This window comes from Pseudomonas sp. PI1 (assembly GCF_000812405.1).
Lineage (GTDB): Bacteria > Pseudomonadota > Gammaproteobacteria > Pseudomonadales > Pseudomonadaceae > Pseudomonas > Pseudomonas citronellolis.
The window spans coordinates 1-26,383 of record NZ_JWMC01000031.1 but is presented as its reverse complement, the minus strand read 5'-3'; the positions used below and the strand labels follow the sequence as shown (position 1 = coordinate 26,383).

General features: G+C 68.7%; 22 protein-coding genes. 9 read left to right on the top strand and 13 right to left on the bottom strand.

All coding sequences use genetic code 11. The features are described 5' to 3' along the window. Positions 1–336 precede the first annotated feature (336 nt). The 5 genes from RN02_RS11300 to RN02_RS11280 form a co-directional block, all read right to left on the bottom strand. Complete coding sequence (locus RN02_RS11300) at positions 337–1,674, bottom strand: MFS transporter (protein ID WP_043314578.1); 1,338 nt, start codon at positions 1,672–1,674, stop codon at positions 337–339. A 150-nt stretch (positions 1,675–1,824) separates the two neighbouring features. After that, positions 1,825–3,015, bottom strand: coding sequence for a CaiB/BaiF CoA transferase family protein (locus RN02_RS11295; protein ID WP_082033769.1), 1,191 nt, complete (start codon positions 3,013–3,015; stop codon positions 1,825–1,827). Continuing rightward, the gene (locus RN02_RS11290) at positions 3,015–4,070 is read right to left on the bottom strand and encodes a hypothetical protein (RefSeq protein WP_043314576.1); all 1,056 of its coding nucleotides are present in this window, start codon (positions 4,068–4,070) and stop codon (positions 3,015–3,017) included. The genes RN02_RS11295 and RN02_RS11290 overlap by 1 nt, the downstream gene beginning before the upstream one ends. Positions 4,071–4,091: 21 nt before the next feature. Further along, a complete protein-coding gene (locus RN02_RS11285; RefSeq protein WP_082033768.1) occupies positions 4,092–4,727 on the bottom strand; it encodes a TetR/AcrR family transcriptional regulator in 636 nt (211 codons plus the stop codon). 3 nt (positions 4,728–4,730) lie between these two features. Next, positions 4,731–5,906, bottom strand: a complete 1,176-nt coding sequence (locus RN02_RS11280) for an acyl-CoA dehydrogenase family protein (RefSeq protein WP_043314575.1) — start codon at positions 5,904–5,906, stop codon at positions 4,731–4,733. A gap of 470 nt (positions 5,907–6,376) precedes the next feature. Here RN02_RS11280 and RN02_RS11275 point away from each other — a divergent pair, with 470 nt between their 5' ends. Continuing rightward, positions 6,377–7,582, top strand: a complete 1,206-nt coding sequence (locus RN02_RS11275) for an MFS transporter (protein ID WP_043314574.1) — start codon at positions 6,377–6,379, stop codon at positions 7,580–7,582. 136 nt (positions 7,583–7,718) lie between these two features. Further along, positions 7,719–7,907: a hypothetical protein gene (locus RN02_RS11270; protein ID WP_043314573.1), complete on the top strand. Its 189-nt coding sequence runs from the start codon at positions 7,719–7,721 to the stop codon at positions 7,905–7,907. Between the two features lie 10 nt (positions 7,908–7,917). Here the strand turns inward: RN02_RS11270 and RN02_RS11265 are convergent, their stop codons facing one another. From RN02_RS11265 to RN02_RS11245, 5 genes are all read right to left on the bottom strand, one after another. Next, positions 7,918–8,157 carry a hypothetical protein gene (locus RN02_RS11265; RefSeq protein ID WP_009620020.1) on the bottom strand — a complete coding sequence of 80 codons (240 nt, stop codon included), beginning with the start codon at positions 8,155–8,157 and terminating at the stop codon, positions 7,918–7,920. Positions 8,158–8,168: 11 nt separating this feature from the next. Next, entirely contained in the window at positions 8,169–9,065 is an 897-nt protein-coding gene (locus RN02_RS11260) for a universal stress protein (protein ID WP_043314572.1), read from the bottom strand. A 115-nt stretch (positions 9,066–9,180) separates the two neighbouring features. Then, on the bottom strand, positions 9,181–9,792 hold the full coding sequence (locus RN02_RS11255; protein ID WP_043314571.1) for an eCIS core domain-containing protein: 612 nt from the start codon (positions 9,790–9,792) through the stop codon (positions 9,181–9,183). Between the two features lie 449 nt (positions 9,793–10,241). Next, positions 10,242–10,880, bottom strand: coding sequence for a response regulator transcription factor (locus RN02_RS11250; RefSeq protein ID WP_043314570.1), 639 nt, complete (start codon positions 10,878–10,880; stop codon positions 10,242–10,244). Positions 10,881–10,903: 23 nt separating this feature from the next. Continuing rightward, on the bottom strand, positions 10,904–13,156 hold the full coding sequence (locus RN02_RS11245) for a PAS domain-containing sensor histidine kinase (RefSeq protein ID WP_043314569.1): 2,253 nt from the start codon (positions 13,154–13,156) through the stop codon (positions 10,904–10,906). A gap of 166 nt (positions 13,157–13,322) precedes the next feature. Between RN02_RS11245 and RN02_RS11240 the strand changes: the two genes are divergently transcribed. The 3 genes from RN02_RS11240 (at position 13,323) to RN02_RS11230 (ending at position 17,804) form a co-directional block, all read left to right on the top strand. After that, positions 13,323–14,945 carry an acyl-CoA synthetase gene (locus RN02_RS11240; RefSeq protein WP_043314566.1) on the top strand — a complete coding sequence of 541 codons (1,623 nt, stop codon included), beginning with the start codon at positions 13,323–13,325 and terminating at the stop codon, positions 14,943–14,945. 57 nt (positions 14,946–15,002) lie between these two features. Next, positions 15,003–16,769 (top strand): acyl-CoA dehydrogenase C-terminal domain-containing protein, encoded by a 1,767-nt coding sequence (locus RN02_RS11235; RefSeq protein ID WP_043314565.1) that lies wholly within the window; start codon positions 15,003–15,005, stop codon positions 16,767–16,769. Between the two features lie 405 nt (positions 16,770–17,174). Then, entirely contained in the window at positions 17,175–17,804 is a 630-nt protein-coding gene (locus tag RN02_RS11230) for a class I SAM-dependent methyltransferase (RefSeq protein WP_043314563.1), read from the top strand. On the opposite strand, the gene RN02_RS11225 is transcribed toward RN02_RS11230, so the two are convergent. Both RN02_RS11225 and RN02_RS11220 read right to left on the bottom strand, forming a co-directional pair. Continuing rightward, positions 17,801–18,832, bottom strand: a complete 1,032-nt coding sequence (locus RN02_RS11225) for an ABC transporter substrate-binding protein (protein WP_043314561.1) — start codon at positions 18,830–18,832, stop codon at positions 17,801–17,803. The genes RN02_RS11230 and RN02_RS11225 overlap by 4 nt on opposite strands. Positions 18,833–18,914: 82 nt before the next feature. Continuing rightward, positions 18,915–19,688: a class II aldolase/adducin family protein gene (locus RN02_RS11220; protein WP_043314559.1), complete on the bottom strand. Its 774-nt coding sequence runs from the start codon at positions 19,686–19,688 to the stop codon at positions 18,915–18,917. A gap of 167 nt (positions 19,689–19,855) precedes the next feature. On the opposite strand from RN02_RS11220, the gene RN02_RS11215 reads away from it, so the two are divergent. Both RN02_RS11215 and RN02_RS11210 read left to right on the top strand, forming a co-directional pair. After that, a complete protein-coding gene (locus tag RN02_RS11215; RefSeq protein WP_043314558.1) occupies positions 19,856–21,253 on the top strand; it encodes an aminotransferase-like domain-containing protein in 1,398 nt (465 codons plus the stop codon). Between the two features lie 168 nt (positions 21,254–21,421). Further along, on the top strand, positions 21,422–22,123 hold the full coding sequence (locus RN02_RS11210; RefSeq protein ID WP_043314557.1) for a YebC/PmpR family DNA-binding transcriptional regulator: 702 nt from the start codon (positions 21,422–21,424) through the stop codon (positions 22,121–22,123). 235 nt (positions 22,124–22,358) lie between these two features. Here the strand turns inward: RN02_RS11210 and RN02_RS11205 are convergent, their stop codons facing one another. Continuing rightward, the gene (locus RN02_RS11205) at positions 22,359–23,255 is read right to left on the bottom strand and encodes a LysR family transcriptional regulator (protein ID WP_043314556.1); all 897 of its coding nucleotides are present in this window, start codon (positions 23,253–23,255) and stop codon (positions 22,359–22,361) included. A gap of 146 nt (positions 23,256–23,401) precedes the next feature. Here RN02_RS11205 and RN02_RS11200 point away from each other — a divergent pair, with 146 nt between their 5' ends. Both RN02_RS11200 and mmsB read left to right on the top strand, forming a co-directional pair. Then, on the top strand, positions 23,402–24,916 hold the full coding sequence (locus RN02_RS11200) for a CoA-acylating methylmalonate-semialdehyde dehydrogenase (RefSeq protein WP_043273745.1): 1,515 nt from the start codon (positions 23,402–23,404) through the stop codon (positions 24,914–24,916). Between the two features lie 117 nt (positions 24,917–25,033). Continuing rightward, positions 25,034–25,909, top strand: coding sequence for a 3-hydroxyisobutyrate dehydrogenase (gene mmsB / locus RN02_RS11195; protein WP_043314555.1), 876 nt, complete (start codon positions 25,034–25,036; stop codon positions 25,907–25,909). Positions 25,910–26,383: the final 474 nt, after the last annotated feature.

Genomic DNA, 26,383 nt, shown 5'->3' with positions numbered 1-26,383 from the left:
TTGGTGTGTCTGGTCGACTCTGCTCCCTCTCCCCAGCCCTCTCCCTGAAGGGAGAGGGGGCTTTGTCCGTGCCGAGAGAAGGAATGGCTTCAGCCGGCAACTCAGTACAAGCCGGCTAACGCTGAATATCAGCGCACTCCGAACGGTCCCCTCTTCCTTCAGGGAGAGGGTTAGGGAGAGGGAAAGGCGCCAAACCAAAACACCGAAGCCACCGGTGAACACAACGCCCCGTAGGATGGCGTTGAGCGAAGCGATACCCATCACCGCCACCGCATGGGTATCGCAAGCTCAACCCATCCTACGAAAAGCACCTCGGCCCCATCGGTGAAAAGCCCCCTACTTCGCCTTGTTCTCCCGCAACATGCGCCTGGGAATCCCCAGCAGTATGGTCAGGCCACCCGCGATCAACACCAGCGCAACCGTATACATCCCCCACGACAGGCTCCCCGTCGCCCCGCGCACCCAGCCGATGACGATGGGCGCGGTCAGCCCGCCCACCTGCCCCAGGCTGCTGATCAGCGCGATGCCTCCGGCCGCCGCCGTGCCGGACAGGAAGGCGGTGGGAATGGTCCAGAACAACGCCGTCACCGAGAGATAGCCGACGCACATGATCGACAGCAGGACGATCGACAGCGTCCAGTTCGACGGCAGGTAGCCGATGGCGGCGACGGCGCCGGCCACCACCAGGATGCAGGCCATGAAGTGCCAGCGGCGCTCCACCACCCGGTCGGAGTTCCAGCAGACGATGAGCATGCCGACCGCGCCGACCACCCAGGGCAGCGCGGAGAGCAGACCGATGTACCAGACGTTGGTCACGCCCGACTGCTTGATCAGCGTGGGGGCCCAGAAGTTCAGCACCGAGCCGGCCCAGGGAATGACGAAGTAGCCGAAGGCGGCGATGTAGACCCAGGGGTTCCGCAGCGCTGCGGAGAAGTCGTGGCCCTTCTCGACGGCGGCCTTGGCGCTGGCGTCCTCGGCCAGGTGCGCCTGGACGATGGCCTTTTCCGCCGGGCTGAGCCACTTCGCCTGCTCCGGCTTGTCGGCCAGGTAGAAGTAGGCGATCACGCCGGCGACGATGGACGGCGAGCCTTCGAGCAGGAACAGCCACTGCCAGGCCTTCAGCCCGTACACGCCGCCCATGTTGTGCATGATCCAGCCGGAGACGATGCCGCCGATGGTGCCGGCCGCGGCGATGCCGAGGATGAACCTGGAGGTGACGCGGGCGCGGCGCCCGGACGGGTACCAATACGTCAGGTAGAGAATCACCCCGGGCAGGAAGCCCGCCTCGGCGCAGCCCAGCGCTATGCGCGCGACGTAGAACTGCATGGGGGTCTGCACGAACATCATGCAGGTGGAGATCAACCCCCAGAGGATCATGATCCGGGAGATGGTGACCCGCGCGCCGAAACGCTGCAGGCACAGGTTGCTCGGCACCTCGAAGAGGATGTAGCCGACGAAGAACAGGCCCACGCCGAAGCCGTAGGCGGCTTCGCTGAGGCCGATGTCGGCGCTGAACTCCAGGTGGGCGAAGCTGATGTTCACCCGGTCGATGAAGCCGAGCACATAGCAGATGAACAGGAAAGGCAGGATTCTGAGGTTGAGTTTCCGATAGGTCGCGTCGACGTCCGACGGGTTCAGTTCGGCCAGCGTTATTGCGGGGGTTGCTGATTGCATCGTTGTTCTCCACCCGTTGGCTGCCTGCGCAAAGCATGCAAAAGCCCTTGCCCGCTCTTCGCAGAGGGACAGCCGCTATTCGATTGATCGTGCTGGTGAGTGCGGGTCAGCCTCGCGGCCGGCCCAGGCGCGAAAGACCCGCGGGAGGCCTCAAGGCTCCCGTTCGGCGCCGAATACGCCGCGCTCGGCGAGCGCCTTTATCTGCGCACTGGAAAAGCCACACGCCATGAGCACTTCGTCGCGGTGCTCGTCGAGCCGGGGCGGCCGCCTGCGCAAGGCGCCCGGCGTGCGCGCCAGCTTCACCGGAATGCCCGGGCCGCTGTAGCCCTCCTCGTCCATGACCATCTGGCGATGCAGCGTATGCGGCGCCTGCGCCACCGTCCCGACGTCAAGGATGGCCGCCGCCGGCACGCCCTTGCGCAACAGCTCCTCGCCGAACGCCTCGCCGCGGACCTGCCCGAACAGCCGTTTCAGCTCGACTTCGAGCGCGGCCCGGTTCTCGACGCGCAGCCCGTTGCTGGCGTACCGCGCATCGTCCGCCAGGCCGGGCGCCCCCAGCAGTTGGGCGAGCAGGCGGAACTGCCGGTTGTTCGCCACGGCGACGAATATCGGCGCGCCCGCCGTCTCGAACAGGTCGTAGGGCACGATGTTCGGGTGGCCATTGCCGACCGGTTTGGGCGGCACCTTCGAGGCCAGGAAGTTCGCCAGGTACGGGTGCGCCATGCTTACCCCGCTGTCGTACAGGGCGACGTCGGCCATCTGCCCGCGGCCGCTGCCGTTGCGCTCGTGCAGCGCCAGCAGGGCCGCGAGCGCCGCGTTCATGCCGGTGCACATGTCGACGATGGGCGAGCCCAGCCGGACCGGCAGCCGCCCGGGTTCGCCATTGATGCTCATCAGGCCGGACAGCGCCTGGACCACGGCGTCGTAGCCGGGCAGTTCGCCGAGCGGGCCGTCGTCGCCGAAGCCGGTGATGCGGCAATGCACCAGCCGGGGCAAGCGCCGGGTGATCTCCAGCGGCGATTCGATGCCCCAGGCGCGCAGGGTGCTCGCCTTGAAGTTCTCGATGAGCACGTCGGCGCTTTCCAGCAGCGTCCAGAACACTTCGCGGCCGGCCTCGGAGCCCATGTCCAGGGTGATCGCCCGCTTGTTGCGGTTCACCGCGTTGAAATAGGCCGCGCTGCCCTCCACGAACGGCGGGCCGAAGCCCCGGCACTCGTCGCCCTCGGGGCCTTCCACCTTGACCACGTCGGCGCCGTGATCCGCCAGTATCTGCGCGGCGAAGGGCCCGGCGAGGACCCGCGAGGCGTCGATGACGCGCAGTCCTTCCAGTGCGCCGGCCATCACACACCTCCCCCGACGTGCCAGGCGAAGCGGCCGTTGGCCAGGTCCTTGTGGGTGACGCTCAGCGCCAGCCGGTGGTTGTGCGCATCGGCGGCGCCTTCCAGCAGGCCGTTCCAGATGTCGAAGACCGCCGGGTGCAGGGCCTGTGCCTGGCCGAACAGCGTCCATCCGCGCTGGCTGATGGCGTAGCCGTCGGCGCTTTCCTGCACCCTGACCTCGTCCCCCTGGGCCCGGGCCAGCCTGGCCAGGAAGTCGACGAAGGCGTGCAGCGACTTGTCCTGCGCCACGCCCAGACGCGCCGCCGTCTCGTGATAGCACTGCATGGCGACCTGGCGCGCCGACAGGCGCAGCACGTTCACCGCCTCGCTGGGGCCGAAGAGGTCGACGGCGGTGGGCAGGGTCGAGCGTACGTATTCCATCGCATAGTTGCGGCTGGCCTTCTCGATGCGCGCCTGCGGCCAATCACTGGAGGGCAGCGTGGGCGCGGCGGCCGCGTCGAAGTCCGGGGCGTCTTCGTGGCGGGCGAAGCGCAGCCGCTCGTGGGGCGCCAGGGGCGCGTCGTATTCGTAGTAGTAGCCTTCCAGGCCGGATTGGCCATCGGCGGTCTGCTTGGTGCAGACGAAGCCCAGGCGCGGGTTGCCCAGGGTGACGCCGTTCTGCGCATGCCAGCCGCGCAGCATGGCCGCGGAAACCTCCGAGGGGATGCCGCACAGCGCGGTGCCCGACCAGATCCAGCGCGGCGGCGTGTAGCGCACCCAGGCCTTGCGGTCGCTCTCGTACATGTACTCGACGCAGACGCCGCCGATGTTGTTCGACAGGTAGTGATATTGCGCGGCGGCCACCGCGGGCGGGAGCTTGTCGATGCCCAGTTTCGCCAGGCCCTGGAGGAACCGTTCCGAGCGTTGCCGGCAGAACACCTGGTAGACCAGTTCCGCCGCGCGGGATGTGCCTTGCCGGGTCACCGAGGAAAGTACCATCCCGGTGAAAAACGAGTGGTACCAGTGCGCTACCGCATGCCATGCCTCGCTGGTTTCTTTATCGACTACCGTATTCATCTCTACTACCTTCTAGTTGTTTTAGGTTTGCCTGAGACCATCTACGACGTAATCCGCAATCTCTTCTGCAACTTTCAGCCGCTGCATATCCGTTTCGCCCGGTTGGCGGCGATACCACATGGTCGTCCAGTTCAATGCCCCCAACAGCGGCTTGACCAACAGGTGCGAATCGACGGACTTGAATATGCCGGCGACGATTCCCTCCTCTATCACTTCGCGAAACAGCGCTTCGTATTCGTCGCGCATGACGATGAGCCGCTGCATTTCGGCGCGCTGGGCATCGGTCAGGCTGCCGGTGAGGTGCTTCTCGACGCCTTGCACGGTCACCCGCTGGTAGGACGTGTATTCCATCATCAGCCGGGTATGCTCGACCGCCATCCGCCGCAGCCGCTGGTCCGCGCCCAGGGCTAAGTCCGCGGCGATGGGCGCAACGCTTTCCAGGTTCATTTCCATGGCCCGCCGGTGCACGGCGGCGAACAGGTCCCCCTTGCTCCGGTAGTAGTAATAGACACTGCCCTTGGTAGCCTGAATCTGGTCCGCCACGTAATCGATCGAAGTTGCTTCATAACCAACTCTGGAAAACGCCTCTGCCGCGGCATCCAATATCGCCGACTGACGCAGCGGCATGTTTTCGTAACGGACGGATTTATTGGCCACACTTCATTCCTTCTTGTTCGGGTTTGCACACAACGAATGTTTTACCTGGCGCGCCAGGACCACCCGCTGGATCTCCGAAGTGCCTTCGTAGATTTCGGTGATCCGCTGGTCGCGATAATAACGTTCCATCGCGCTGGGCTTTACGTAGCCGCGGCCACCAAGAATCTGTAGGGCATCGTCCACAATGCGGTGGGAAGATTCGCTGGAGAACAGCTTGGCCATCGCCCCCAGCGCGACTATGTCGTCGCCACGGTCGTATGCACGGGCGGCTTCGTAGGTCAGCATGCGGGCCGCGTACAGCGAGGTGACGGCGTCGGCCAGTTTGAAGCCGACGCCCTGGTGGTCGATGATCGGGCGCCCGAAGGTGCTGCGTTCCACCGCATGGGCCGCGGCCTCCTCGAATGCCGCCAGGGCGATGCCGTTGGCCTGGGCGGCGATGACCACGCGGCCCACGCCGAGAGTGGCCAGCGCCAGGCCCAGGCCCTTGCCGGCTTCGCCGACGATGGCGTCGTCCTCGACGTAGGTGTCCAGCTTCAGGTTGGTGGTGGTGGTGCCGCGGATGCCCATCTTGTCTTCGTAGTGGTCGATCACCACACCCTCGGCGTCGCGGGCCACGACGAAGGCACTGATGGCCTTCCTCCCGGCGTTCTCGCCGGTGGCGGCAAAGACGATGAAGTGCCGGGAATGGCCGCCGTTGCCCAGCCAGCATTTCTCGCCGCGAATCCGCCAGCCCTTGCCCGAACGGGTGGCGGTGGTCTGCAGGGCGGCGGGGTCGGAGCCCGCGCCACGCTCGCTGAGCGCGAAGTTCACCGCGGCCCCGGTTTCGGCGAGCCCGCCCAGCAGCCGGCGCTTCTGCGCGTCGCTGCCGCCGAGCAGCACGGGAAACGCGCCGAGGGACAGGGCCGCCATGATCGCGGCGGTGGAAGCGCAGCCGCGCGCCAGTTCCTCGACCACGGCCACCAGCGCGCACAGCGACGCCCCTTCGCCGCCATATTCGCGGGGCACGAACATGCCGCTCAGGCGGTTTTCCAGCAGCACGGGCAGGTGTTCCAGCGGGTAGCGCTGGTCGCGGTCGATCTCGGCGGCCAGCGAGCGGAAATGGCGCTCGCCGAGCAACCGGGCGATCTCCTGCCAGCGGCGCTCGTCGGCGTTCAGCGGTGGGCTCCAGATGATGCTCATGGGAAATACTACCGAGTAGGTTTTCGAAAAGTGGCGACGCATCCCGGGCAGGCCGGAATCCCGTCTTGCGATCAACATACTACTCAGTATCCAAATCCGTCATCGCCCCGCCGGCAGCCCGTCCCGCTGCCCGCCAGGCAAGATGCCGCCCCTCTCCATCCCCCTTCCGCCGACGCTTCCCGACCCAGCCTCCGTCCCGCAAAGCAGCGCCAACCCTGACGTAGGATGGGTGGAGCGAAGCGATACCCATCACCCTGATAGCCACACCTACCAGGAACACTCCTACAGACATGGATGCCGCTTTACCCAGTCCAAACGACCAACGCCCTACCCGTCTATTCCGAGCCTTCCGTCCACCCCGGCGGAACCTTCTGCTATCCTGTGCGTCCTTTCGCTGTCGGTCACTGCCTTGACCGTGCTCCCCGTGACAGCCGCGCCCCGGCGCACCGCATAAGACCAAAGGACCCCTGATGACTACCTCCCCAACCGAACCGCGCAGCCGCGGTGCGGCCCTGGTGCTATTCGCCCTCGCCGTGGGCGGCTTCGCCATCGGCACCACCGAGTTCGCCACCATGAGCCTGCTGCCGCTCTTCGCCCCGGCGCTGGGCATCGATGCGCCCACCGCCGGCCATGTGATCAGCGCCTACGCCCTGGGCGTGGTGGTGGGCGCGCCGCTGCTGGCGGTGCTCGGCGCGCGCCTGCCGCGGCGCACCCTGCTGGTGCTGCTGATGGGGCTGTTCGCCATCGGCAACGGCCTCAGCGCGCTGGCGCCGACCTACCACTGGATGCTGCTGTTCCGCTTCATCAGCGGCCTGCCCCACGGCGCCTATTTCGGCATCGCCGCGCTGGTGGCCGCCTCGCTGGTGCCGCCGCACCGGCGCACGGTGGCGGTCGGGCGGATGTTCCTCGGCCTGACCGTGGCCACCATCGTCGGCGTGCCCCTGGCCAACTGGCTGGGCCAGGCCCTGGGCTGGCGCTGGAGCTTCGCGCTGGTCGCAGCCCTGGGCGTGACCACCATGCTCTGCGTGCGCCTGCTGGCGCCTTACTCGCCGCCCGAGGCCGGCGCCAGCCCGCTGCGCGAGCTGGGCGCGCTGAAGCGCGGCCAGGTGTGGCTGACCCTGGGCATCGGCGCCATCGGCTTCGGCGGCCTGTTCGCGGTGTACACCTACCTGGCCGACATCCTCGGCGCGGTCACCCACGTCTCCCCCGCCGTGGTGCCGCTGGTGCTGGCGGTGTTCGGCGTCGGCATGACCCTCGGCAACATGTTCATCCCGGTGCTCGCCGACCGCGCGCTGATGCCCACCGCCGGCGGCCTGCTGGTGTGGAGCGCGGTGGTGCTGGCGATCTTCCCGTTCACCGCCGGCAACATCTGGAGCATCGCGGTCTGCGTGTTCTTCGTCGGCTTCGGCGGCGCCCTGGGCACGGTGCTGCAGACGCGCCTGATGGATGTGGCCGAGGACGCCCAGGGCCTGGCCGCAGCGCTGAACCACTCGGCCTTCAACTTCGCCAACGCCCTGGGCCCGTTCCTCGGCGGCCTGGCCCTGGCCGCCGGCTACGGCTGGACCTCGCCGGGCTGGGTGGGCAGCCTGCTGGCCATCGGCGGCTTCGTGCTCTGGTCGATCTCCCTGGCCAGCAGCCGCCGCCAGGAAAGGGCCGCCCTGCAGGGCGACTGCTGAGAAAGCGCCGCGCTGCCGTCCGGCTGTGGCCGGCAGCGCCCGCTGCGCTGGGTTGATGCGGATCAAGCCGTCGCCCCCTGTGCGGCGTACAAGTGGTTGCAGTCCACTTCCCCGCCGGCTCCGCCAGGAGGCTTCCATGCGCACGCAACTGCTGCACACCCGCGATGGCCACTGCTACGTCCAGCTCGACCAGTTCCGGGTGCCCTTCCACGACGAGACCCAGGCCCGCGACTACCTGGAGCGCCTGCAGCAACGCCTGGCCGCGCCCCACGCACTGGCCGAGGCCCGCCGCCGCGACGCCGAGCAACGGCGCCAGGGCGGCTGAGCGCCTGCGATCAAGGGCGGCGCGCCGTGGGTCCGTCGTCCTTCTGCTGTTCCACCCAGAGCGAGCGCGGGTCGCAGATGATCCGCGACGGGTTGCCGATGGACACCAGGCATACGCGGTTCTCCCAGCGGTCCCAGAGGAACACGTACTGGGCGTCGCCGCCGGCGGGGGTGTAGCGCAGCATCATCCAGGCCACCACGGCGATGGCCCAGAGCGACAGCAGCAGGGCGAGGAACGCGACCATCTTCATGGCCGCGCGCCTCAGGGCCGGACCGCGAGAATGCCCGAATGCACCCGGTACAGCGCCTGTTCGGTGGTGCTGCCGATGATCTTCGCCAGGCCCGGGCGGTAGAGGGTGCCCATGACCACCACGTCGAAGCTTTTCTCGTTGGCGAATTCGCTGATGGCCTGGGTGGCCGCGCCCTTGACCAGGTGCTGGTAGGGCCGGCCGACGCCGAAGCGCTCGCCGATGCGGTCCATGCGCTGGCGCGAGCGGCCGCTCATCTGCTCGGCGACTTCCGGCGACCAGGCCACGGGCCCGGCGGCATAGGCCAGGTAGCCGCTGGCCAGGTCATAGGCCTGCAGCAGATGCAGCTCGGCGCCGCACTGCCGGGCTAGGGCCTGCGCCGACTCGACGATATGGTCGTTGAGCTGGTCGACGAGCACGTCGTCCTGGGACAGGTCCAGCGCGGCCAGCACCCGCTGCGGGCGCGGGTTGTCGGCGGTGCTGACCAGGTGCAGCGGCACCGGGCAGCGACGCAGCAGTTGCCAGTCCAGCGGCGTCATGATCGCCCGGCTCAGCGCCGGCTCGTACTGGCTGTCCTTCACCACCAGGTCGATGCCGTGCTGCTCCACCAGGCGCAGTGCCTCCTCCAGCGGGTTCTCGGTCCAGATAGCCTCGACGCCGACCTCAACGCCCTGGGCGCGCAGCTCCCCGGCGCGTTCCTCCAGCCAGCGTTCCTGGCGCAGGCGGGTTTCTTCGCGGGCGCGGGTCTGCAGCACGCTGTCGAGCACGCCCAGGCCTACCGGCAGGGCATCCAGGGTGACCATGTGCAGATGGCCGCCACCGGCCAGCGCCAGGGCCTTGGCCCGCGCCATGGCGGCGGAGTCACGGAGCAGGGGATCGCAGATCAGCAGCAGGCGCGTGTAGGCGTTCATGGGGGACCTCCGGAGGGGGACAGGGGTTGTGCCCTAAGCCTGCGCCTTCGCCGTTGCCGGCCCCTTGATGTGCATCAAACGCGCCGCAGCGCCTGCCAACCGGCAGCGACCCCGGCTAGTCGCCAGCCGGCGCCCGGGCGCTGCGCACTTCCCGGGAGACCTGGTTCTGGATGGCGTAGGCCGGCTCTTCCAGGGCGCTGAAGTTGCGCACGTACTGGCGGGCGAAGCCGTCCACGCCCAGCTCGCGGTACTGCTGCACGTGCTTGAGCTCGTGGGCCCAGAGGGCCAGGTTGTGCAGCGCGTCGTCCTCGTTGCGGAACACCACCACGTCGACCAGCGTCACGGCGACCACGTCCTGGTTCTGCAGCATGGCGCTGGCGGCGTCGACGTCCTGGCCCTGGCCGACGCGGTAGCGCACCGCCTGCAGCAGGTCGTCCGGGTACCAGGCCTGCAGTTGCACGCGCAGGTCCAGCGGCAGCGGCTGCACGCCGGCGGCCACCATGCGCTCGCGGGACTGGCTGAGCCACTGCGCCAGGGCGGGTGCGGCGACGTTGCGCGCGTCTTCCTGGAGCACGCCGAACACCCCATCGGGGTCGGCCACGCAGATGCAGCCGCCCAGGCAGACCTCCGACTGCCCGGCCGGGCAGGCATACAGCGCCGCGCTGGCGCTTAGGCCGGCGGCAAGGAGCAGTGAAAGCAGCGGACGCGACGGACGGGACTTCGACAAGCGGGGCTCCTGGGGTTCGGGCAGGCGGGCGAGTATACCCGCCTTGCTTCAGACAACGGCGGCGGGGGGTTAGCTCCCGGGAATGCCCCGGTGGTCAGCGGCGTTTCACGTAGGGCGCATAACGCCTATGGCGTTATCCGCCGTTTGGCCTTGGCTTCCGGCGGCGCCAGGGTTGACCTTGGCGTTGGCTATGGCCCCGGTGTATCGGCGGATAACCGCGAACGGTTATTCGCCCTACGCTCCCGGGAAGCACGGTCGTAGGAGGACCTTGTCCGCGATGGCCGGAACCAACGGCGCGATTCGCGGATAAGATCCTACGCTGCCCCGCTCGCGCCATTCCCCTGTAGGAGCGCGCCCTGCGCGCGAATCGCGGGCAGGGCCCGCTCCTACAGGTTGACGCCGAACAGCCCCCTCTCCCGCTTGCGGGAGAGGGCTGGGGTGAGGGTGCTCTACGGCCGCAACCGCAGCGGATCCACCAACCCCGCCGCAATAGCCATCCCCACCAGGTCGGCCAGGGTCTGCGCCTGCATGCGCTTCATCACCCGCGCCCGGTACAGGTCCACGGTCTTCACGCTGATATCCAGTTGCTCCGCCACCTCGCGGTTGGTGTAGCCGCGCACCAGCGGCAGCAGCACGTCGCGCTCGCGCGGGGTGAGCGCGGCGAGGCGTTCGTCCACCTCGCCCAGGCCGGCCTGCGAGGCGTGCTGGCGGGCGCGGGATTGCAGGGCCTGCTGCACGCTGTCGAGCAGCAACTGCTCGTTGTAGGGCTTCTCGATGAAGTCCAGCGCGCCGGCCTTGAAGGCGCGGATGACGATGGGCACGTCGGCGTGGCCGCTGACGAAGATCACCGGCAGCTCCAGGCCGCGCCGGCGCATTTCCTCCTGCACGCTCAGGCCGCCCAGGCCGGGCATGCGCACGTCCAGCAGCACGCAGCCGTGGGCGTCGGCCGGGCAGGCTTCGAGGAAGTCGCGGCCGCTGGTGAAGGGCAGCGCCTTCAGGCCCACCGACTCGAACAGCCAGACGGTGGACTCGAGCATGCCCGGGTCGTCGTCCACCACGTACACCACCGCCTCTTGCGGTACTTCCATGCCTTGCTCCCGTGCTTTTTCCATCATGCCTTGCCCCCTTCGCCGGCCGCCGGCAGCCAGCACTCCAGGCGCAGGCCGTCGGCCGCCGGGCGCGCGTCCAGGGTGCCGCCGAAGCCTTCGACCATGCCGCGGCTCATCGACAGCCCCAGGCCCAGGCCGTCCGGCTTGCTGCTGTAGAAGGGCGTGAACATGCGCCCCAGCGTCTCTTCGTCGGCCCCCGGGCCGTTGTCTTCCACCCACACGCAGAGCCGGCCGTCCGCCTCCAGCGCCGAGCCGATGGCGATGGCCGAAGGCGCGCCGGCGTGGCGCTCGCGGTTGGCCTCGATGGCGTTGCGCAGCAGGTTCAGCAGCACCTGTTGCAGCAACACCCGGTCGGCGTAGACCGGCGGCAGATTCTCCGCCAGCGCCTGGCCGATGGCTACCCCGCCCTGCCCCGCTTCCCAGGCGCACAGGCCGAGGGATTCGCGCACCAGCTCGTTGACGTCCAGCGCCTGCAGGCGGCGCTGGCCCTTGCGCAGGAAGGCGCGCAGGCGGCGGATGACTTCCGAGGCGTGGTTGGCGTGCTCGGTGATGCGCGCCAGGCCCTGGGCCACCCGCTGCGCCGCCTCCGGGTTGCTGCCCAGGGCCGCCAGGTAGCGCTGGCTGGCGCCGGCGTAGTTGACCACCGCGGCCAGCGGCTGGTTGATCTCGTGGGCGATGCCCGAGGCCAGCTCGCCGAGGGTGACCAGGCGCGCGCTGTGGGCCAGTTCGTCCTGGTGGCGGCGCTGCTGGTGCTCGCGCAGTTCGCGCTCGGTCATGTCGCGGGCCACCAGCGAGTAGTAGCGCTCGCCGCCGGCCGCGCGGTGGCCCAGCAGCACCAGCGACACCGGCACCGGCGCGCCATCGCCCAGCGGCCGCAGCTGGCCCTCGGCGCGCCACACGCCCTGGCTGTCGGCCGCCTTCCAGCCCTCCTCCGCCAGGCGTTGCAACAGGGCTTCGTCGAACAGCCCGGCGAGGCTCTCCGGCAGGCTGTCCTCGCCCAGGTTCAGCGCCTTGCGCGCCGCCGGGTTGGCGTAGTTGGGGCGGGCGCCGGCATCGACGAACAGCACCAGGTCGGCGTTGGCCTCCACCACCTCGGCCAGGCGCCGGCGGTTCTCCTCGGCGCGCACCCGCGCGGTGATGTCGCGGGACACGCTGACCACCTCCACCACCGCCCCGGTGTAGGTCTCGCGGATGGCGCGGCTGGCGGTCTCGAACCACAGGTAGTGGCCGTCGCGGTGGCGCAGGCGGTAGGTCAGGGTCGCGTAGCCGTCCTGTTCCAGGGCGTCGCGGGTGTGGCGGGCCACGCGCTTGCGGTCGTCCGGGTGCAGCAGCGGCAGCACCGACTGGCCGCGCATCTCCTCCGGCCAGTAGCCCAGCAGCGGCCAGGACGAGGGCGAGGCGTCGAGGATAACGCCGTCGAGGGTGCGCCGCGAGATCAGGTCGCTGGTGTTCTCGATGATCTGCCGGTACAGCCGCCGCGCCTGGGCCGCCTCGCGCTCGCCCTGGATCTGCGCGCTGGCCTCGCGGCCGCGCACCAGCACCTCGGCCTGGCCGGCGTCGGGGATGAAGCTCCAGAGGAAGTGCCGGCCACCCTGCTCGCTGGGCGCGTCCTGCACCGCGCGGGCCTGGGCCAGGCAACTGCGCAGCAGCTCGCGGTGGTTGCTCGGCAGCAGCTCGCGCACGTCATCCAGGCCCAGTTCGGCGGCCAGGCCATGCAGCGCCGGGTTGCCGTCGAGCAACTGCCCGTCGCCATCCAGCAGCAACGCCGGCAGCGGCTCGGCGGCCAGCAGCGGCGCGGTGCGGCGTGCGCCGCCGGCCAGTGCCATTACTTCACCCAGCAGCTCGCCGACCCAACCCAGCCAGGGCGTGGCGGCGGCATCCCGCGCGGCCAGCAGCAACAACCCGGGTTCGCCGCCCAGCGCCAGGTTCAAGGCCAGGCCATGGCTCCAGCCGGCGCGGCGCAGGCGCCCGCCCAGCCAGCCGGGCAGCGCCAGCAGTTCGTCCAGGGGCATGTCGCGGCGGCCGGCAAAGGCCGCATGCAGGGCCTCGTCGTTGGCCTGCAGCGGGTCGCCGGCGCCCGGAGGCAGGCGTTCGTCGCCCAGCGCCTCGTAGCTGCGCGAACGCGGCCGCCAGGCCAGGTAGAGCGCGCGCTCCAGGGGCGCGCGGGCGCGGCACAGGGCGAGCAGCGCATCGGCCTGGGCGGCGGCCGGCGCGGGCTCGCGGAGCAGGCGCACCAGGGTGTTGAGTTCAGGCATGGAGGCAGTTCCGGGTGCTTTTATTGGAATATAGTATTTATACCATAAGCATATGGTTGTACTTCCATAACTATCTCGGCATTGCTATAAATCGCCCCATCAGCCGCCCGACCCGCCTGCGGGCAGCCAAGAACAATGAGCTAACAATCAGCCACAGGGTGTCCATATGTCGATCTTCGAACAGGGTCTCGCGCCTGCCTCGGTCAACCATACCGCGCTGACCCCGCTGAGCTTCATCGAACGCACCGCCAGCGTTTACCCCGACCGCACCGCCGTGATCCACGGCAGCCTGCGCCGCACCTGGCGCGAAACCTACCAGCGTTGCCGCCGCCTGGCCTCGGCCCTGGCCTGGCGCGGCATCGGCCGTGGCGACACCGTCGCGGTGATGCTGCCCAACACCCCGCAGATGCTCGAAGCGCACTTCGCCATCCCGATGATCGGCGCGGTGCTCAACACCCTCAACGTGCGCCTGGACGCCGAGGCCATCGCCTTCATGCTGCAGCACGGCGAGGCCAAGGTGCTGATCACCGACCGCGAGTTCCACGACGTGATCCGCGCCGCCCTGGGCATGCTCGACCACCCGCCGCTGGTGATCGACGTCGACGACCCGGAATACGGCGAGGGCGAGCCGGTCAGCAGCCTGGACTACGAGGCCCTGCTGGCCGAGGGCGACCCCGAGTACGCCTGGGCCTGGCCGCGCGACGAGTGGGACGCCATCTCGCTGAACTACACCTCCGGCACCACCGGCAACCCCAAGGGCGTGGTCTACCACCACCGCGGCGCCTACCTGAACTCGCTGGGCAACCAGATGACCTGGTCCATGGGCCAGCACCCGGTGTACCTGTGGACCCTGCCGATGTTCCACTGCAACGGCTGGTGCTACCCCTGGACGGTCACCGCGCTGGCCGGCACCCACGTATGCCTGCGCCGTGTCGACCCGCAGAAGATCCTCACCCTGATCCGTGAGCACCGCGTCAGCCACATGTGCGGCGCGCCCATCGTGCTCAACGCGCTGATCAACATGCCCGACTCGGCCAAGGCCGCCATCGACCACCCGGTGCACGCCATGGTCGCCGGCGCCGCACCGCCGGCCAAGGTCATTGGCGCGGTGGAGGAAATGGGCATCCGCGTCACCCACGTCTACGGCCTCACCGAGGTCTACGGCCCGGTCACCGTGTGCGCCTGGCACGAGGAGTGGGACGAGCTGCCGCTGGACGAGCGGGCCAGGATCAAGTCGCGCCAGGGCGTGCGCTACCCGACACTGGAAGGCGTGATGGTCGCCGATCCCAAGACACTGGAGCCGGTACCGCGCGACGGCCAGAGCGTCGGCGAGATCTTCATGCGCGGCAACACCGTGATGAAGGGCTACCTGAAGAACCCCAGCGCCACCGAGGAAGCCTTCGCCGGCGGCTGGTTCCACACCGGCGACCTGGCGGTATGGCACCCCGACGGCTACGTGGAGATCCGCGACCGGCTAAAGGACATCATCATCTCCGGCGGCGAGAACATCTCCACCATCGAAGTCGAGGGCGTGCTGTTCCGCCACCCGGCGGTGCTGGAAGCGGCCGTGGTGGCGCGCCCGGACGAGCGCTGGGGCGAAACCCCGTGCGCCTTCGTCACCCTCAAGGCCGGCCACGCCGACACCGAGGCGGCGCAGATCATCGCCTTCTGCCGCGAGCACCTGGCCGGCTTCAAGGTGCCCAAGACCGTGGTCTTCACCGAGCTGCCGAAGACCTCCACCGGCAAGGTGCAGAAGTTCGTCCTGCGCGACTGGGCCCAGAAGCTCTGACCTCCCCTTCCCACTTGCGATAGCGCCCCGGCCAGGCCGGGGCGCCGAGGTACATTCATGCCCGACTACAAGGCTCCGCTGCGCGACATGCGCTTCCTGCTCACCGACGTGTTCGACGCCCCGGCCCTGTGGCGCCGCCTGCCGGCCCTGGCCGAACGGGTGGACGCCGACACCGCCGAGGCCATCCTCGAAGAAGCGGCGAAGATCACCGGCACCCTGCTCGCCCCGCTCAACCGCAGCGGCGACGAACAGGGCGCGCAATGGAAGGACGGCGCGGTGAGCACCCCGGCCGGCTTCCGCGAGGCCTACTCCACCTACGCCGAGGGCGGCTGGGTCGGCCTGGCCGGCAACCCGGACTTCGGCGGCCTGGGCATGCCGAAGATGCTCTCGGTGCAGTTCGAGGAGATGGTCTACGCGGCCAACGCCAGCTTCGCCCTCTACTCCACCCTCTCCGCCGGCGCCTGCCTGGCGCTGGATGCCCACGCCAGCGAGGAACTGAAGAGCAAGTACCTGCCGGCCATGTACGAAGGCCGCTGGGCCGGCTCCATGTGCCTGACCGAACCCCACGCCGGTACCGACCTGGGGCTGATCCGCACCCGCGCCGAACCCCAGGCCGACGGCAGCTACAAAATCAGCGGCACCAAGATCTTCATTACCGGCGGCGAGCAGGACCTGACCGAAAACATCATCCACCTGGTGCTGGCCAAGCTGCCCGACGCGCCGGCCGGCTCGCGGGGCATCTCGCTGTTCCTCGTGCCGAAAGTGCTGGTCGGTGAAGACGGTTCCCTCGGCGCGCGCAACCCGGTCAGCTGCGGCTCCATCGAGCACAAGATGGGCATCAAGGCCTCGGCCACCTGCGTGATGAACTTCGACGGCGCCACCGGCTGGCTGGTGGGCGAGCCGAACAAGGGCCTGGCGGCGATGTTCACCATGATGAACTACGAGCGCCTGTCCATCGGCATCCAGGGCATCGGCTGCGCCGAGATGTCCTACCAGGCCGCCGTGGGCTATGCCCGCGAGCGCATCCAGAGCCGCGCCCCGACCGGCCCGGTGGCCAAGGACAAGGCCGCCGACCCGATCATCGTCCACCCGGATGTGCGGCGCATGCTGCTGACCATGAAGGCCCTGACCGAGGGCGGCCGCGCCTTCGCCACCTACCTCGGGCAGCAGCTGGACATCGCCAAGTACGGCGACAACGCTGAAGAGCGCAGCCGCGCCGAAGGCCTGGTGGCGCTGCTCACCCCGGTGGCCAAGGCCTTCTTCACCGACACCGGGCTGGAAAGCTGCGTGCACGGCCAGCAGGTATTCGGCGGCCACGGCTACATCCGCGAATGGGGCCAGGAACAGCTGGTGCGCGACGTGCGCATCGCGCAGATCTACGAAGGCACCAACGGCATCCAGGCCCTGGACCTGGTCGGGCGCAAGGTGCTGGCCAACGGCGGCGAGCTGCTGGCGCTGTTCGCCGGGGAAATCCGCGCCTTCGCCGGAGCCGCGGCGGACGACGAGTTCAGCGCCCCGCTGCTGGAAGCCCTGGACCAGTTGGAAGCCCTCACCCGGCAACTCCAGGAACGCGCCAGGCAAGACCCGCGCGAACCCGGCGCCGCGGCGGTCGACTACCTGCACCTGTTCGGCTACACCGCCTACGCCTACATGTGGGCGCGCATGGCCCGCGCAGCCAGCGGCCAGGCCGATGACTTCCACCAGGGCAAGCTGGCGACGGCGCGTTTCTATTTCGCCCGCCTGTTGCCGCGCACCCAGTCCCTGGCCAGCGCGGTGCGGGCTGGCAGTGAAAGCCTGTATGCGCTGGAGGCCGAGCAGTTCTGATTCCCTGTTGAGCGTGTTGCGCGGCCAGTCCTTCGGGGGTGTGCCGCGCTTTTTTATTTTTGGCGAACGGTGCCAGCCGGTAGCCGTTGTGTTCGGGATGAACGCCGTCCCCTCACCCCAACCCTCTCCCAGAGGGAGAGGGGGCTTGTCCGTGCCGAGAGAAGGAATGGTTTCAGCCGGGGACCATCAGTGTTGCCGGCTAACTCCGAAATACCCGAGCACTCCGAACAGTCCCCTCTCCCTTCAGGGAGAGGGTTAGGGAGAGGGCGCTCTGCAGCACAGGCACCACCCCCAACCGGCAGAACACCGTTCGCGAGCAAGCTCGCTCCTACAAGTCCCCCCAGTCCCCATTACCCCAAAAACCCGGCGTAGAATGACCCTCCCAGCGACCCACCGACGCCCGCCATGCCCCTAGACGACCAGACCCTCCGCGACATCTCCCGCCTCACCCTGCAGCACTACCAGGACAGCGCCGAGGCCTTCCGCGAAGGCACCCGCGACCACGACGTCAGCCAGAACATCGCCGCCCTGCTGCGGCACATCCACGGCCAGCCGCCCTTCGCCCTGCTGGATTTCGGCTGCGGCCCCGGCCGCGATCTGTGCACCTTCAAGGCCCTGGGCCATGCGCCGGTGGGCCTGGACGGCTGCCCGAACTTCGTGGAAATGGCCCGCCAGGCCAGCGCTTGCGAGGTGTGGTTGCAGGACTTCCTGGCGCTGGACCTGCCGGCGGCGCGCTTCGATGGCATCTATGCCAACGCCAGCCTGTTCCACGTGCCGCGCCAGGAGCTGCCGCGGGTGCTGGGCGAGCTGCGCGCGGCGCTCAAGCCCGGCGGCGTGCTGTTCGCCTCCAACCCGCGCGGGGACAATGCCGAGGGCTGGAACGGCCCGCGCTACGGTGCCTATCACGACTGGGAAAACTGGAAACAGCTGCTCGAAGCGGCGGGCTTCGAGCAGCTGGAACACTACTACCGGCCCGCCGGGCTGCCGCGCGAGCAGCAGCCCTGGCTGGCCAGCGTGTGGCGGCGCGTCGGTTAGCTGCCCTTGGCGGCCCAGGCGTTGAAGCGCAGTTCCAGCTCCTCGCCGTGGTCCACCCAGAAGGCGAAGTCCACCGGCACCGCCTGCTCCAGGTTGGCCGGCGCGGTGTTCAGGCGCTCCACCAGGGCCGGGTCGACCAGCGCGTTGGTCTTGGTGTTGACCGAGCCATAGCCCAGCTTCACGGTGTGGATCTTCTGCTGCTCCGGGCGCAGCGAGAAGGCGATGAAGTCCTCCGCCGCCTGCTTGTTCGGGCTGCCCTTGGGAATGGCCCAGGAATCGATGGCGTAGAGGCTGTCGTTCCACACCACCTTCATCGGCGCGCCCTCTTCCTGGGCGGCGAACACCCGGCCGTTGTAGGCGGTGCTCATCACCACGTCGCCGCTGGCGAGGAACTGCATGGGCTGGGCGCCGGACTCCCACCACTGGATCGACGGCTTGATCTGGTCCAGCTTGCGGAAGGCGCGGTCGACGCCTTCGGGGGTGGCCAGCACCTTGTAGATGTCCTGCCGGGGTACGCCGTCGGCCAGCAGGGCGATCTCCAGGCTGTACTTGGCGCCCTTGCGCAGGGCGCGCTTGCCGGGGAATTTCTTCGTGTCCCAGAAGTCCGCCCAGCCCGTGGGCGCGGCGGAGAGGTGCTTGCTGTCGTAGGCCATGACCATCGACCACACCAGCAGGCCGGCGCCGCAGTCGGAGAAGGTGCCCGGCACGAAGTCGGCGGCATTGCCCAGGCGCGCCGGGTCCAGTTGCTCGAACAGGCCCTCGTCGCAGCCGCGCAGCAGCTCCGGGCCCTCGATCTGGACCACGTCCCAGTTGACGCTGTGGGTGTCGACCATGGCCTTGATCTTGCCCATCTCGCCGTTGTACTCGCCGGCGATCACCTTGTTGCCGGTGGCCTTCGCGAAGGGTTTGTAGAAGGCTTCGGTCTGCACGTCCTTACTGGTGCCGCCGAAGGAGATCACACTCAGGTCGGCCGCCATGGCGCCGGACGCCAGGCCCATGAGCAGGGCCGCCGCTATCGGGTTCTTCATTTCCACCTCTTGGCTTTGTTGTTGGCAGATTGCAAGCACGCTAGGCGCCCGGCCTCTGCGGGCCGGGACGCAGGCGAAGGGGTCAGCTGCGGTAGTCGGCCGCGCCATCCTCGATCAGGCGCAGGGCCGATTCCCAGGCCAGCAGGTGCAGGCCGCCGGCCAGGGCTTCCTCCTCCTGCACGGCGACGCGTTCACGTACCGCTTCGGGCGGGTAGCGCAGCTGGCGGCCGCCGGCCAGGGCCTGGACCTGGGCCTGGCAGGCGCGTTCGAGGAAGTAGATCTGGTTGAAGGCCTCGGCGATGCAGCGCCCGGTGGCCAGCAGGCCGTGGTTGCGCAGGATCATCGCCATGTGCGAACCGAGGTCGCGGACCAGGCGCGAGCGCTCGTCCGGGTCCAGGGCGATGCCCTCGTAGTCGTGGTAGCCCAGGCGGTTGTGGTACTTGAGCGCGTGCTGGCTGATCGGCAGCAGGCCCTCTTCCAGGGCCGACACGGCGATGCCGGCGGCGGTGTGGGTGTGGATCACGCAGGCCAGGTCCGGGCGCCCGGCATGCACCGCCGAGTGGATGTTGAAGCCAGCGCGGTTGACGCTGCCCGGGCCGAAGCGCGGGTCGATGACGTCGCCGGCGTGGTCGACCTTGACCAGGTCGGAAGCGCGCATCTCGTGGAACATCACGCCGTAGCGGTTGATCAGGTAGTGCCCCGGCTCGCCCGGCACGCGGGCGGAGATGTGCGTGTCGATGTGGTCGGTCCAGCGGAAGTGCGCCACCAGCCGGTACAGCGCGGCGAGGTCGCAGCGCGCCTGCCACTCTTCGGCGGAAATACTCGCGGGGTCGATGCTGTAAGCTGTGTCGCGCATGGCAGTTCCTTGTCATCAGGCTTGCGCGGCTTGGCTGCCGCGTCGTGCCCCGCAGTGTGCTGGGCCGCCCGCCCCGGCCGCCATGCACAGGGGCGCTGGAGTGCCTGCAGTGCTGTTATGGCCGCGCGGCCTGTACAGTTTCCGTTTCCCTTCCACCGGACGCTTCGATGCTGTTGCTCGACCCCACTTGCGAAACGCCCCTGGTCACCCAGATCGTCGACGGCATCGCCCAGGCCATCGACGAGCAGCGCCTGCGCCCTGGCGCCAAGCTGCCCTCCATCCGCAGATTCGCCCAGACCCACGGAGTGAGCCACTTCACCGTGGTCGAGGCCTACGACCGCCTGGTGGCGCGCGGCTGCCTGAACGCCGTGCCCAACGCCGGCTTCTACGTGCGCGGCCCGCTGCCCGGGGAAACCGCCGACGAGCAGGCCGCTCCGGAATTCGACTTCGACGCCCACCTGCTGCTGCACAAGGTGTTCCAGCCCCTGGGCATGGAACTGCGCCCCGGCGTCGGCGTGCTGCCCGAGCACTGGCTGGATGGCGAAGGCCTGCTGCGCGGCCTGCGCACCCTGGCCCGGGAGGAACCGGCGCAGTTCGGCAACTACGGCCACAGCAAGGGCAACCCGCGCCTGCGCGGCAAGCTGGCCGACCGCCTGGCCGACGCCGGGGTGGCCGCCAGCCCCGAGCAGATACTGCTGACCAGCGGCGCCAGCCAGGCCCTGGACCTGGCCGTGCGCTACCTGGTGCAGCGCGGCGACCCGGTGCTGGTGGACGAGCCCGGCTACCACAACCTGTTCCTCAACCTGCGCCTGCAGGGCGCCAACCTGTTGGGCGTGCCGCGCAGCGCCGACGGCCTGGACCTGGAGCGCCTGGAGCAACTGGTGCGCGAATACCGGCCCAAGGTCTACTTCACCCAGGCGCGGCTGCAGAGCCCCACCGGCGCCAGCCTGTCCCTGGCCGCCAGCCACCGCCTGCTGCAACTGGCGGAGAAGTACGACTTCCTGATCGTCGAGAACGACATCTACGCCGACCTCGACCCCGCCGGCCAACTGCTGCTGGCCAACCTCGACCAGATGGCGCGGGTGATCTACATCGGCAGCCTGTCCAAGGTCATCGCCCCGGCGCTGCGGGTGGGCTTCATCGCCACCCACCCGGAGCTGATCGAGGAACTGCTGCCGCTGAAGATGGTGGCCGGGCTGACCAGCTCTGAACTCACCGAAACCCTGGCCCTGGACATCCTCCTCCAGGGCCGCCAGCGCAAGCACGTGCGCCAGCTCCGCGAGCAGCTCGGCGAGGCCCACGACAGCGTGGCCCGGCGCCTGGAGGCGGCGGGGCTGGAGCTGTTCCACGAGCCGCGCGCCGGGCTGTTCCTCTGGGCCCGGCACCGCGCGGTGGCCGACGCCACGCTGCTGGCCGAGCGGGCCAAGGAAGCGAAGATCCTGCTGTTCCCCGGCCAGCTGTTCATGCCCGACGGCCGCCACGTGCCCTGGCTGCGTTTCAACGTCGCGCACTCCCAGGACGAACGGCTCTACGCCTTCCTCTCCCGCCAGGGCGAGCTTTCGTAGGATGGGTTGAGCGGAGCGATACCCATCACCCTGGCCGATGGGTATCGCAAGCTCAACCCATCCTACGAAGAGCGCCCCGGTCCAGCCAGCAAGACACCGGCGGATATCGCCAGGCGCCGCGCCAGCGCTTAGACTTGCCGCCCATCATGAACCAGCCAAGAGAACACCATGGGCGCCCAGTGGAAAGCCAAACATAAGGAAGCCGCCGCCAACGCCAAGGGCCGCGTCTTCGGCAAACTCGCCAAGGAAATCATGATCGCCGCGCGCAACGGCGCCGATCCGGACATGAACCCGAAACTGCGCCTGGTAGTCGAGCAGGCCAAGAAGGCCTCGATGCCGCGCGACACCCTGGAGCGCGCCATCAAGAAAGGCGCCGGCCTGCTCGACGGCGGCGCCAGCTTCGAGCGCGTGGTCTACGAAGGCTTCGCCCCGCACCGCGTGCCGGTGATCGTCGAGTGCCTGACCGACAACGTGAACCGCACCGTGGCGGAAATCCGCGTGCTGTTCCGCAAGGGCCAGCTGGGCGCCTCCGGCTCGGTGGCCTGGGACTTCGACTACCTGGGCATGATCGAAGCCACCCCGGCCAGCAGCGACGCCGACGCGGAACTGGCCGCCATCGAGGCCGGCGCCCAGGACTTCGAGGCGGGCGAGGAAGACGGCGACACCCTGTTCCTCACCGATGCCACCGACCTGGACGCCGTCTGCCGCGCCCTGCCCGAGCACGGTTTCACCGTCGCCTCGGCCAAGCTCGGCTACAAGGCGAAGAACCCGGTGAGCCTGTCCGGCGCGGAGCTGGAGGAAGTCGAAGCCTTCCTCGACGCCCTGGACGGCAATGACGACGTGCAGAACCTCTACGTCGGCCTGGCCTGACGCCACGCGCCGGGTTCCCGGGGGCATAGGGCGTATAACCGTTCGCGGTTATACGCCGCTACACCCTTTTCATCGCCAACGCCATGGCTGAGCCATGGTGATGGGTATCGCTTCGCTCAACCCATCCTACGGGACTGTAGGATCTCATCCGCGAAACGCGGCGGAATGCCCAGGCTCGCCCCCAGGCGGGGTTCGACCAAGGCCAAACGGCGGATAACGCGGAGCGTTATTCGCCCTACGCGCCCCGTCCCATCAGAACCGCCTGGCTCGCCTCGGCCTTCTCGCGGAGGAAGTCCCAGGTGGTGCGCATCCGCGCGATGTCCTTGAGTTCCGTGGGCATCAGCATCCAGAAGGTCCGCACGAACTCGATCTCGCCCGCCAGCACCGGCTGCAACGTCGGGTCCTCCGCCGCGGCGAACGCCGGCAGGATGGCCAGCCCCGCTCCCTCGGCCACCGCGCGCTGCTGGGCCAGGATGCTGGTGCAGCGCAGGGCCATGTGCAGCGGCCGGCCGATCTCGTCCAGGTACTGCAGCTCCTTGCTGTACAGCAGGTCGTCGACGTAGCCCACCAGCGCGTGCTTGCGCAGGTCGTCACGGTTGCGGATCGGCCCGCGCTCGGCCAGGTAGTCCCCGGCCGCGTACAGGCGCAGCACGTAGTCGGTCAGCCGGGTGATCAGGTAGGGCCCGCGGCCGGGGCGTTCCAGGGTGATGACGATATCCGCCTCGTGGCGCGACAGCTGCAGCGCCCGCGGCACCGCCAGCAGGTCCACGCCCAGGTGCGGGTGGCGGCGGTTCAGCTCCACCAGCTGCGAGGTCAGCAGCGTCGAGCCATAGCCTTCTGTGGCGCCGATGCGCACCTTGCCCGAGAGGTTGTCCTCGGCCCCGGCCAGGCGCTTCTCGATCACCTTGCAGGCGCTTTCCATGGCCTCGGCCTGGGGCAGCAGGCCGTGCCCGGCCTCGGTCAGCCGATAGCCGGAGGGCTCGCGCACCAGCAGCTGCGCGCCGATGCTCTTTTCCAGCGCCTGCAGGCGCCGCGCCACCGTGGTGTGGTCCACGCCCAGGCGCCGCGCGGCCACGGTGAGCTTGCCGGCGCGGGAGAGTTCGAGGAAGAAACGCAGGTTGTCCCAGTCCATCGCCGGCTCCGAGTGTGCAAAAACGCAGAGCATGCTTGCACATCACCGCATTGAATTCATCAAAAATGCACTGCTAGGATCAATCCAACTGCCTTGAGGCATGCCCAAGGCCCATAACAACAAACCGCCGCAGGCTGGGAGTTCCGATGAGTACCACCACTACTGCCGTTCCCACGGTCAAACTCTTCATCGACGGCAAGCCCGTCGAGTCCACCAGCAGCGAATGGCGCGAGGTGATCAACCCCGCCACCCAGGAAGTCCTCGCCCGCGTGCCCTTCGCCACCGCCGAGGAAGTCGAGCGCGCCGTGGCCAGCGCCAAGGCCGCGTTCAAGACCTGGAAGAAAACCCCGATCGGCGCCCGCGCGCGCATCTTCCTCAAGTACCAGCAGCTGATCCGCGAGAACATGAAGGAACTGGCGGCCATCCTCACCGCCGAACAGGGCAAGACCCTGCCCGACGCCGAAGGCGACGTGTTCCGCGGCCTGGAGGTGGTCGAGCACGCCGCGGCCATCGGCAACCTGCAGCTGGGCGAGCTGGCCAACAACGTGGCCGGCGGCGTCGACACCTTCACCCTGCTGCAGCCGCTGGGCGTGTGCGCCGGCATCACCCCGTTCAACTTCCCGGCGATGATCCCGCTGTGGATGTTCCCGATGGCCATCGCCACCGGCAACACCTTCGTCCTCAAGCCCTCCGAGCAGGACCCGATGGTGACCATGCGCCTGGTCGAGCTGGCCCATGAGGCCGGCATCCCGCCGGGTGTGCTCAACGTCATCCACGGCGGCCCGGACGTGGTCAACGCCATCTGCGACCACCCGGACATCAAGGCCGTGTCCTTCGTCGGCTCCACCCGCGTGGGCACCCACGTCTACAACCGCGCCTCGCTGGCCGGCAAGCGCGTGCAGTGCATGATGGGCGCCAAGAACCACGCCGTGATCCTGCCCGACGCCAACAAGGAGCAGACCCTCAACGCCATCGCCGGCGCGGCCTTCGGCGCCGCCGGGCAGCGCTGCATGGCGGTTTCCGTGGCCATCCTGGTGGGCGAGGCCAACGAGTGGATCCCGGACCTGGTGGCCAAGGCCAAGACCCTCAAGGTCAGCGGCGGCACCGAGGCCGGCACCGACGTCGGCCCGCTGGTCTCCTGCGCCGCCCTGGACCGCGTCAGCGGCCTGATCGAGCGCGGCATCCAGGAAGGCGCCAAGCTGGAGCTGGACGGCCGCAACCCGCAGGTGGCCGGCTATCAGAAAGGCAACTTCGTCGCCCCGACCATCTTCTCCGGCGTCAGCGCGCAGATGAGCATCTACCGCGAGGAAATCTTCGGCCCGGTGCTCTGCGTGGTCTCGGTGAAGACCCTGGACGAAGCCATCGAGCTGATCAACGCCAACCCCAACGGCAACGGCACCGCCATCTTCACCCGCTCCGGCGCCGCCGCGCGGCACTTCAAGGAAGAGATCGACGTCGGCCAGGTGGGCGTCAATGTGCCCATCCCGGTGCCGGTGCCGCTGTTCTCCTTCACCGGCTCGCGCGGCTCCAAGCTGGGCGACCTGGGTCCCTACGGCAAGCAGGTGGTGCAGTTCTACACCCAGACCAAGACGGTCACCGAACGCTGGTTCGACGAGAACGAAGTGGGCGGTGCGGTGAACACCACCATCCACCTGAAGTAAGCCACCCAAACCCGCCCGCGCGCCCCGCCGGCCAGGCCCCCCAGCAGGAAGCAGCGGGGCCACAGGCCACGCGCGGTGCGGGCCCTGTTCCCGACAACGACAACAAGGGGAAACCCCATGCGCATCGGCTTCATCGGACTCGGCAACATGGGCGGCCCCATGGCCGCCAACCTGCTCAAGGCCGGCTTCGACCTGAGCGTCTTCGACCTCTCCAGCGCAGCCGTGCAGGCCGCCGTGGCCCAGGGCGCCAAGGCCGTGGCCTCGCCGGCGGAACTGGCCGGCGCCGACGTGGAAGTGATCATCACCATGCTGCCGGCGGCGGCCCACGTGAAGCAGGTCTACCTCGGCGCTGAGGGCCTGCTGGCCAAGGTGCAGCCCGGCGTGCTGCTGATCGACTCCTCCACCATCGATCCGCACAGCGCCCGCGAGGTCTCGGCGGCGGCCCAGGCCCACGGCAATCCGATGCTCGACGCCCCGGTCTCCGGCGGCACCGCGGGCGCGGCGGCCGGCACCCTGACCTTCATGGTCGGCGGCGAGGCGGCCGACTTCGAGCACGCCAGGCCGGTGCTGGCGGCCATGGGCAAGAACATCGTGCACTGCGGCGGCGCCGGCAACGGCCAGGTGGCCAAGGTGGCGAACAACCTGCTGCTGGGCATCAGCATGATCGGCGTGGCCGAAGCCATGTCCCTGGGCGTGAAGCTGGGCATGGATGCGCAAGTGCTGGCCGGCATCATCAACACCTCCAGCGGCCGCTGCTGGGCCTCGGAAGTGAACAACCCGCTCACCGGCGCCCCGGCGGCGCGCGGCTACAGCGGCGGCTTCGGCACCGACCTGATGCTCAAGGACCTGGGCCTGGCCAGCGAGGCCGCCCGCCAGGTGCGCCAGCCGGTGCTGCTCGGGGCGCTGGCGCAGCAGCTGTTCCAAGCGTTCAGCAACCAGGGGAATGGGCAGCTGGATTTCTCGGCGATCGTGAAGCTGTATCAGGAGGGGTGAGGCCAACCGCCAACCGCTCTCGTAGGAGCGAGCTTGCTCGCGAATGGAGTCAACCGGCGGTGATGGTGCTTGAGGTTGACTCCGAACCCTCTCCCCAGCCCTCTCCCTGAAGGGAGAGGGGGCTAGTCCGTGCCGAGAGAAGGAATGGCTTCAGCCGGCAATCTCTGCGCTAGCCGGCTGACTCCAGAACATCAACGTCTGCCCAACGGTCCCCTCTCCCTTCAGGGAGAGGGTTAGGGAGAGGGCGCTCTTCAGGCCACACACCATACCCAGCCCGGAACCCTGTTCGCGAGCAAGCTCGCTCCTACAAAAGCTCCAATCCCCTCCCGCACTCTGCGAAATTTCACACCCGACCTTTCCATTGAGCCCCTACAAACCCCGCCGGTAGGCTCTGCCCGTCACGGTCAATGCCGTGACACGGGTGTAGCAACCCGGATAGCTAAGGCGCGGTAGCGCCAGGCATTTCGATGCGCT

Excerpts from the sequence above, each read along its gene's own strand:
- RN02_RS11300 (WP_043314578.1), bottom strand. The coding sequence starts at position 1,674 with ATGCAATCAGCAACCCCCGCAATAACGCTGGCCGAACTGAACCCGTCG.
- RN02_RS11295 (WP_082033769.1), bottom strand. The coding sequence starts at position 3,015 with ATGGCCGGCGCACTGGAAGGACTGCGCGTCATCGACGCCTCGCGGGTC.
- RN02_RS11290 (WP_043314576.1), bottom strand. The coding sequence starts at position 4,070 with ATGAATACGGTAGTCGATAAAGAAACCAGCGAGGCATGGCATGCGGTA.
- RN02_RS11280 (WP_043314575.1), bottom strand. The coding sequence starts at position 5,906 with ATGAGCATCATCTGGAGCCCACCGCTGAACGCCGACGAGCGCCGCTGG.
- RN02_RS11275 (WP_043314574.1), top strand. The coding sequence starts at position 6,377 with ATGACTACCTCCCCAACCGAACCGCGCAGCCGCGGTGCGGCCCTGGTG.
- RN02_RS11270 (WP_043314573.1), top strand. The coding sequence starts at position 7,719 with ATGCGCACGCAACTGCTGCACACCCGCGATGGCCACTGCTACGTCCAG.
- RN02_RS11265 (WP_009620020.1), bottom strand. The coding sequence starts at position 8,157 with ATGAAGATGGTCGCGTTCCTCGCCCTGCTGCTGTCGCTCTGGGCCATC.
- RN02_RS11260 (WP_043314572.1), bottom strand. The coding sequence starts at position 9,065 with ATGAACGCCTACACGCGCCTGCTGCTGATCTGCGATCCCCTGCTCCGT.
- RN02_RS11250 (WP_043314570.1), bottom strand. The coding sequence starts at position 10,880 with ATGGAAGTACCGCAAGAGGCGGTGGTGTACGTGGTGGACGACGACCCG.
- RN02_RS11245 (WP_043314569.1), bottom strand. The coding sequence starts at position 13,156 with ATGCCTGAACTCAACACCCTGGTGCGCCTGCTCCGCGAGCCCGCGCCG.
- RN02_RS11240 (WP_043314566.1), top strand. The coding sequence starts at position 13,323 with ATGTCGATCTTCGAACAGGGTCTCGCGCCTGCCTCGGTCAACCATACC.
- RN02_RS11235 (WP_043314565.1), top strand. The coding sequence starts at position 15,003 with ATGCCCGACTACAAGGCTCCGCTGCGCGACATGCGCTTCCTGCTCACC.
- RN02_RS11230 (WP_043314563.1), top strand. The coding sequence starts at position 17,175 with ATGCCCCTAGACGACCAGACCCTCCGCGACATCTCCCGCCTCACCCTG.
- RN02_RS11225 (WP_043314561.1), bottom strand. The coding sequence starts at position 18,832 with ATGAAGAACCCGATAGCGGCGGCCCTGCTCATGGGCCTGGCGTCCGGC.
- RN02_RS11220 (WP_043314559.1), bottom strand. The coding sequence starts at position 19,688 with ATGCGCGACACAGCTTACAGCATCGACCCCGCGAGTATTTCCGCCGAA.
- RN02_RS11215 (WP_043314558.1), top strand. The coding sequence starts at position 19,856 with ATGCTGTTGCTCGACCCCACTTGCGAAACGCCCCTGGTCACCCAGATC.
- RN02_RS11210 (WP_043314557.1), top strand. The coding sequence starts at position 21,422 with ATGGGCGCCCAGTGGAAAGCCAAACATAAGGAAGCCGCCGCCAACGCC.
- RN02_RS11205 (WP_043314556.1), bottom strand. The coding sequence starts at position 23,255 with ATGGACTGGGACAACCTGCGTTTCTTCCTCGAACTCTCCCGCGCCGGC.
- RN02_RS11200 (WP_043273745.1), top strand. The coding sequence starts at position 23,402 with ATGAGTACCACCACTACTGCCGTTCCCACGGTCAAACTCTTCATCGAC.
- mmsB (WP_043314555.1), top strand. The coding sequence starts at position 25,034 with ATGCGCATCGGCTTCATCGGACTCGGCAACATGGGCGGCCCCATGGCC.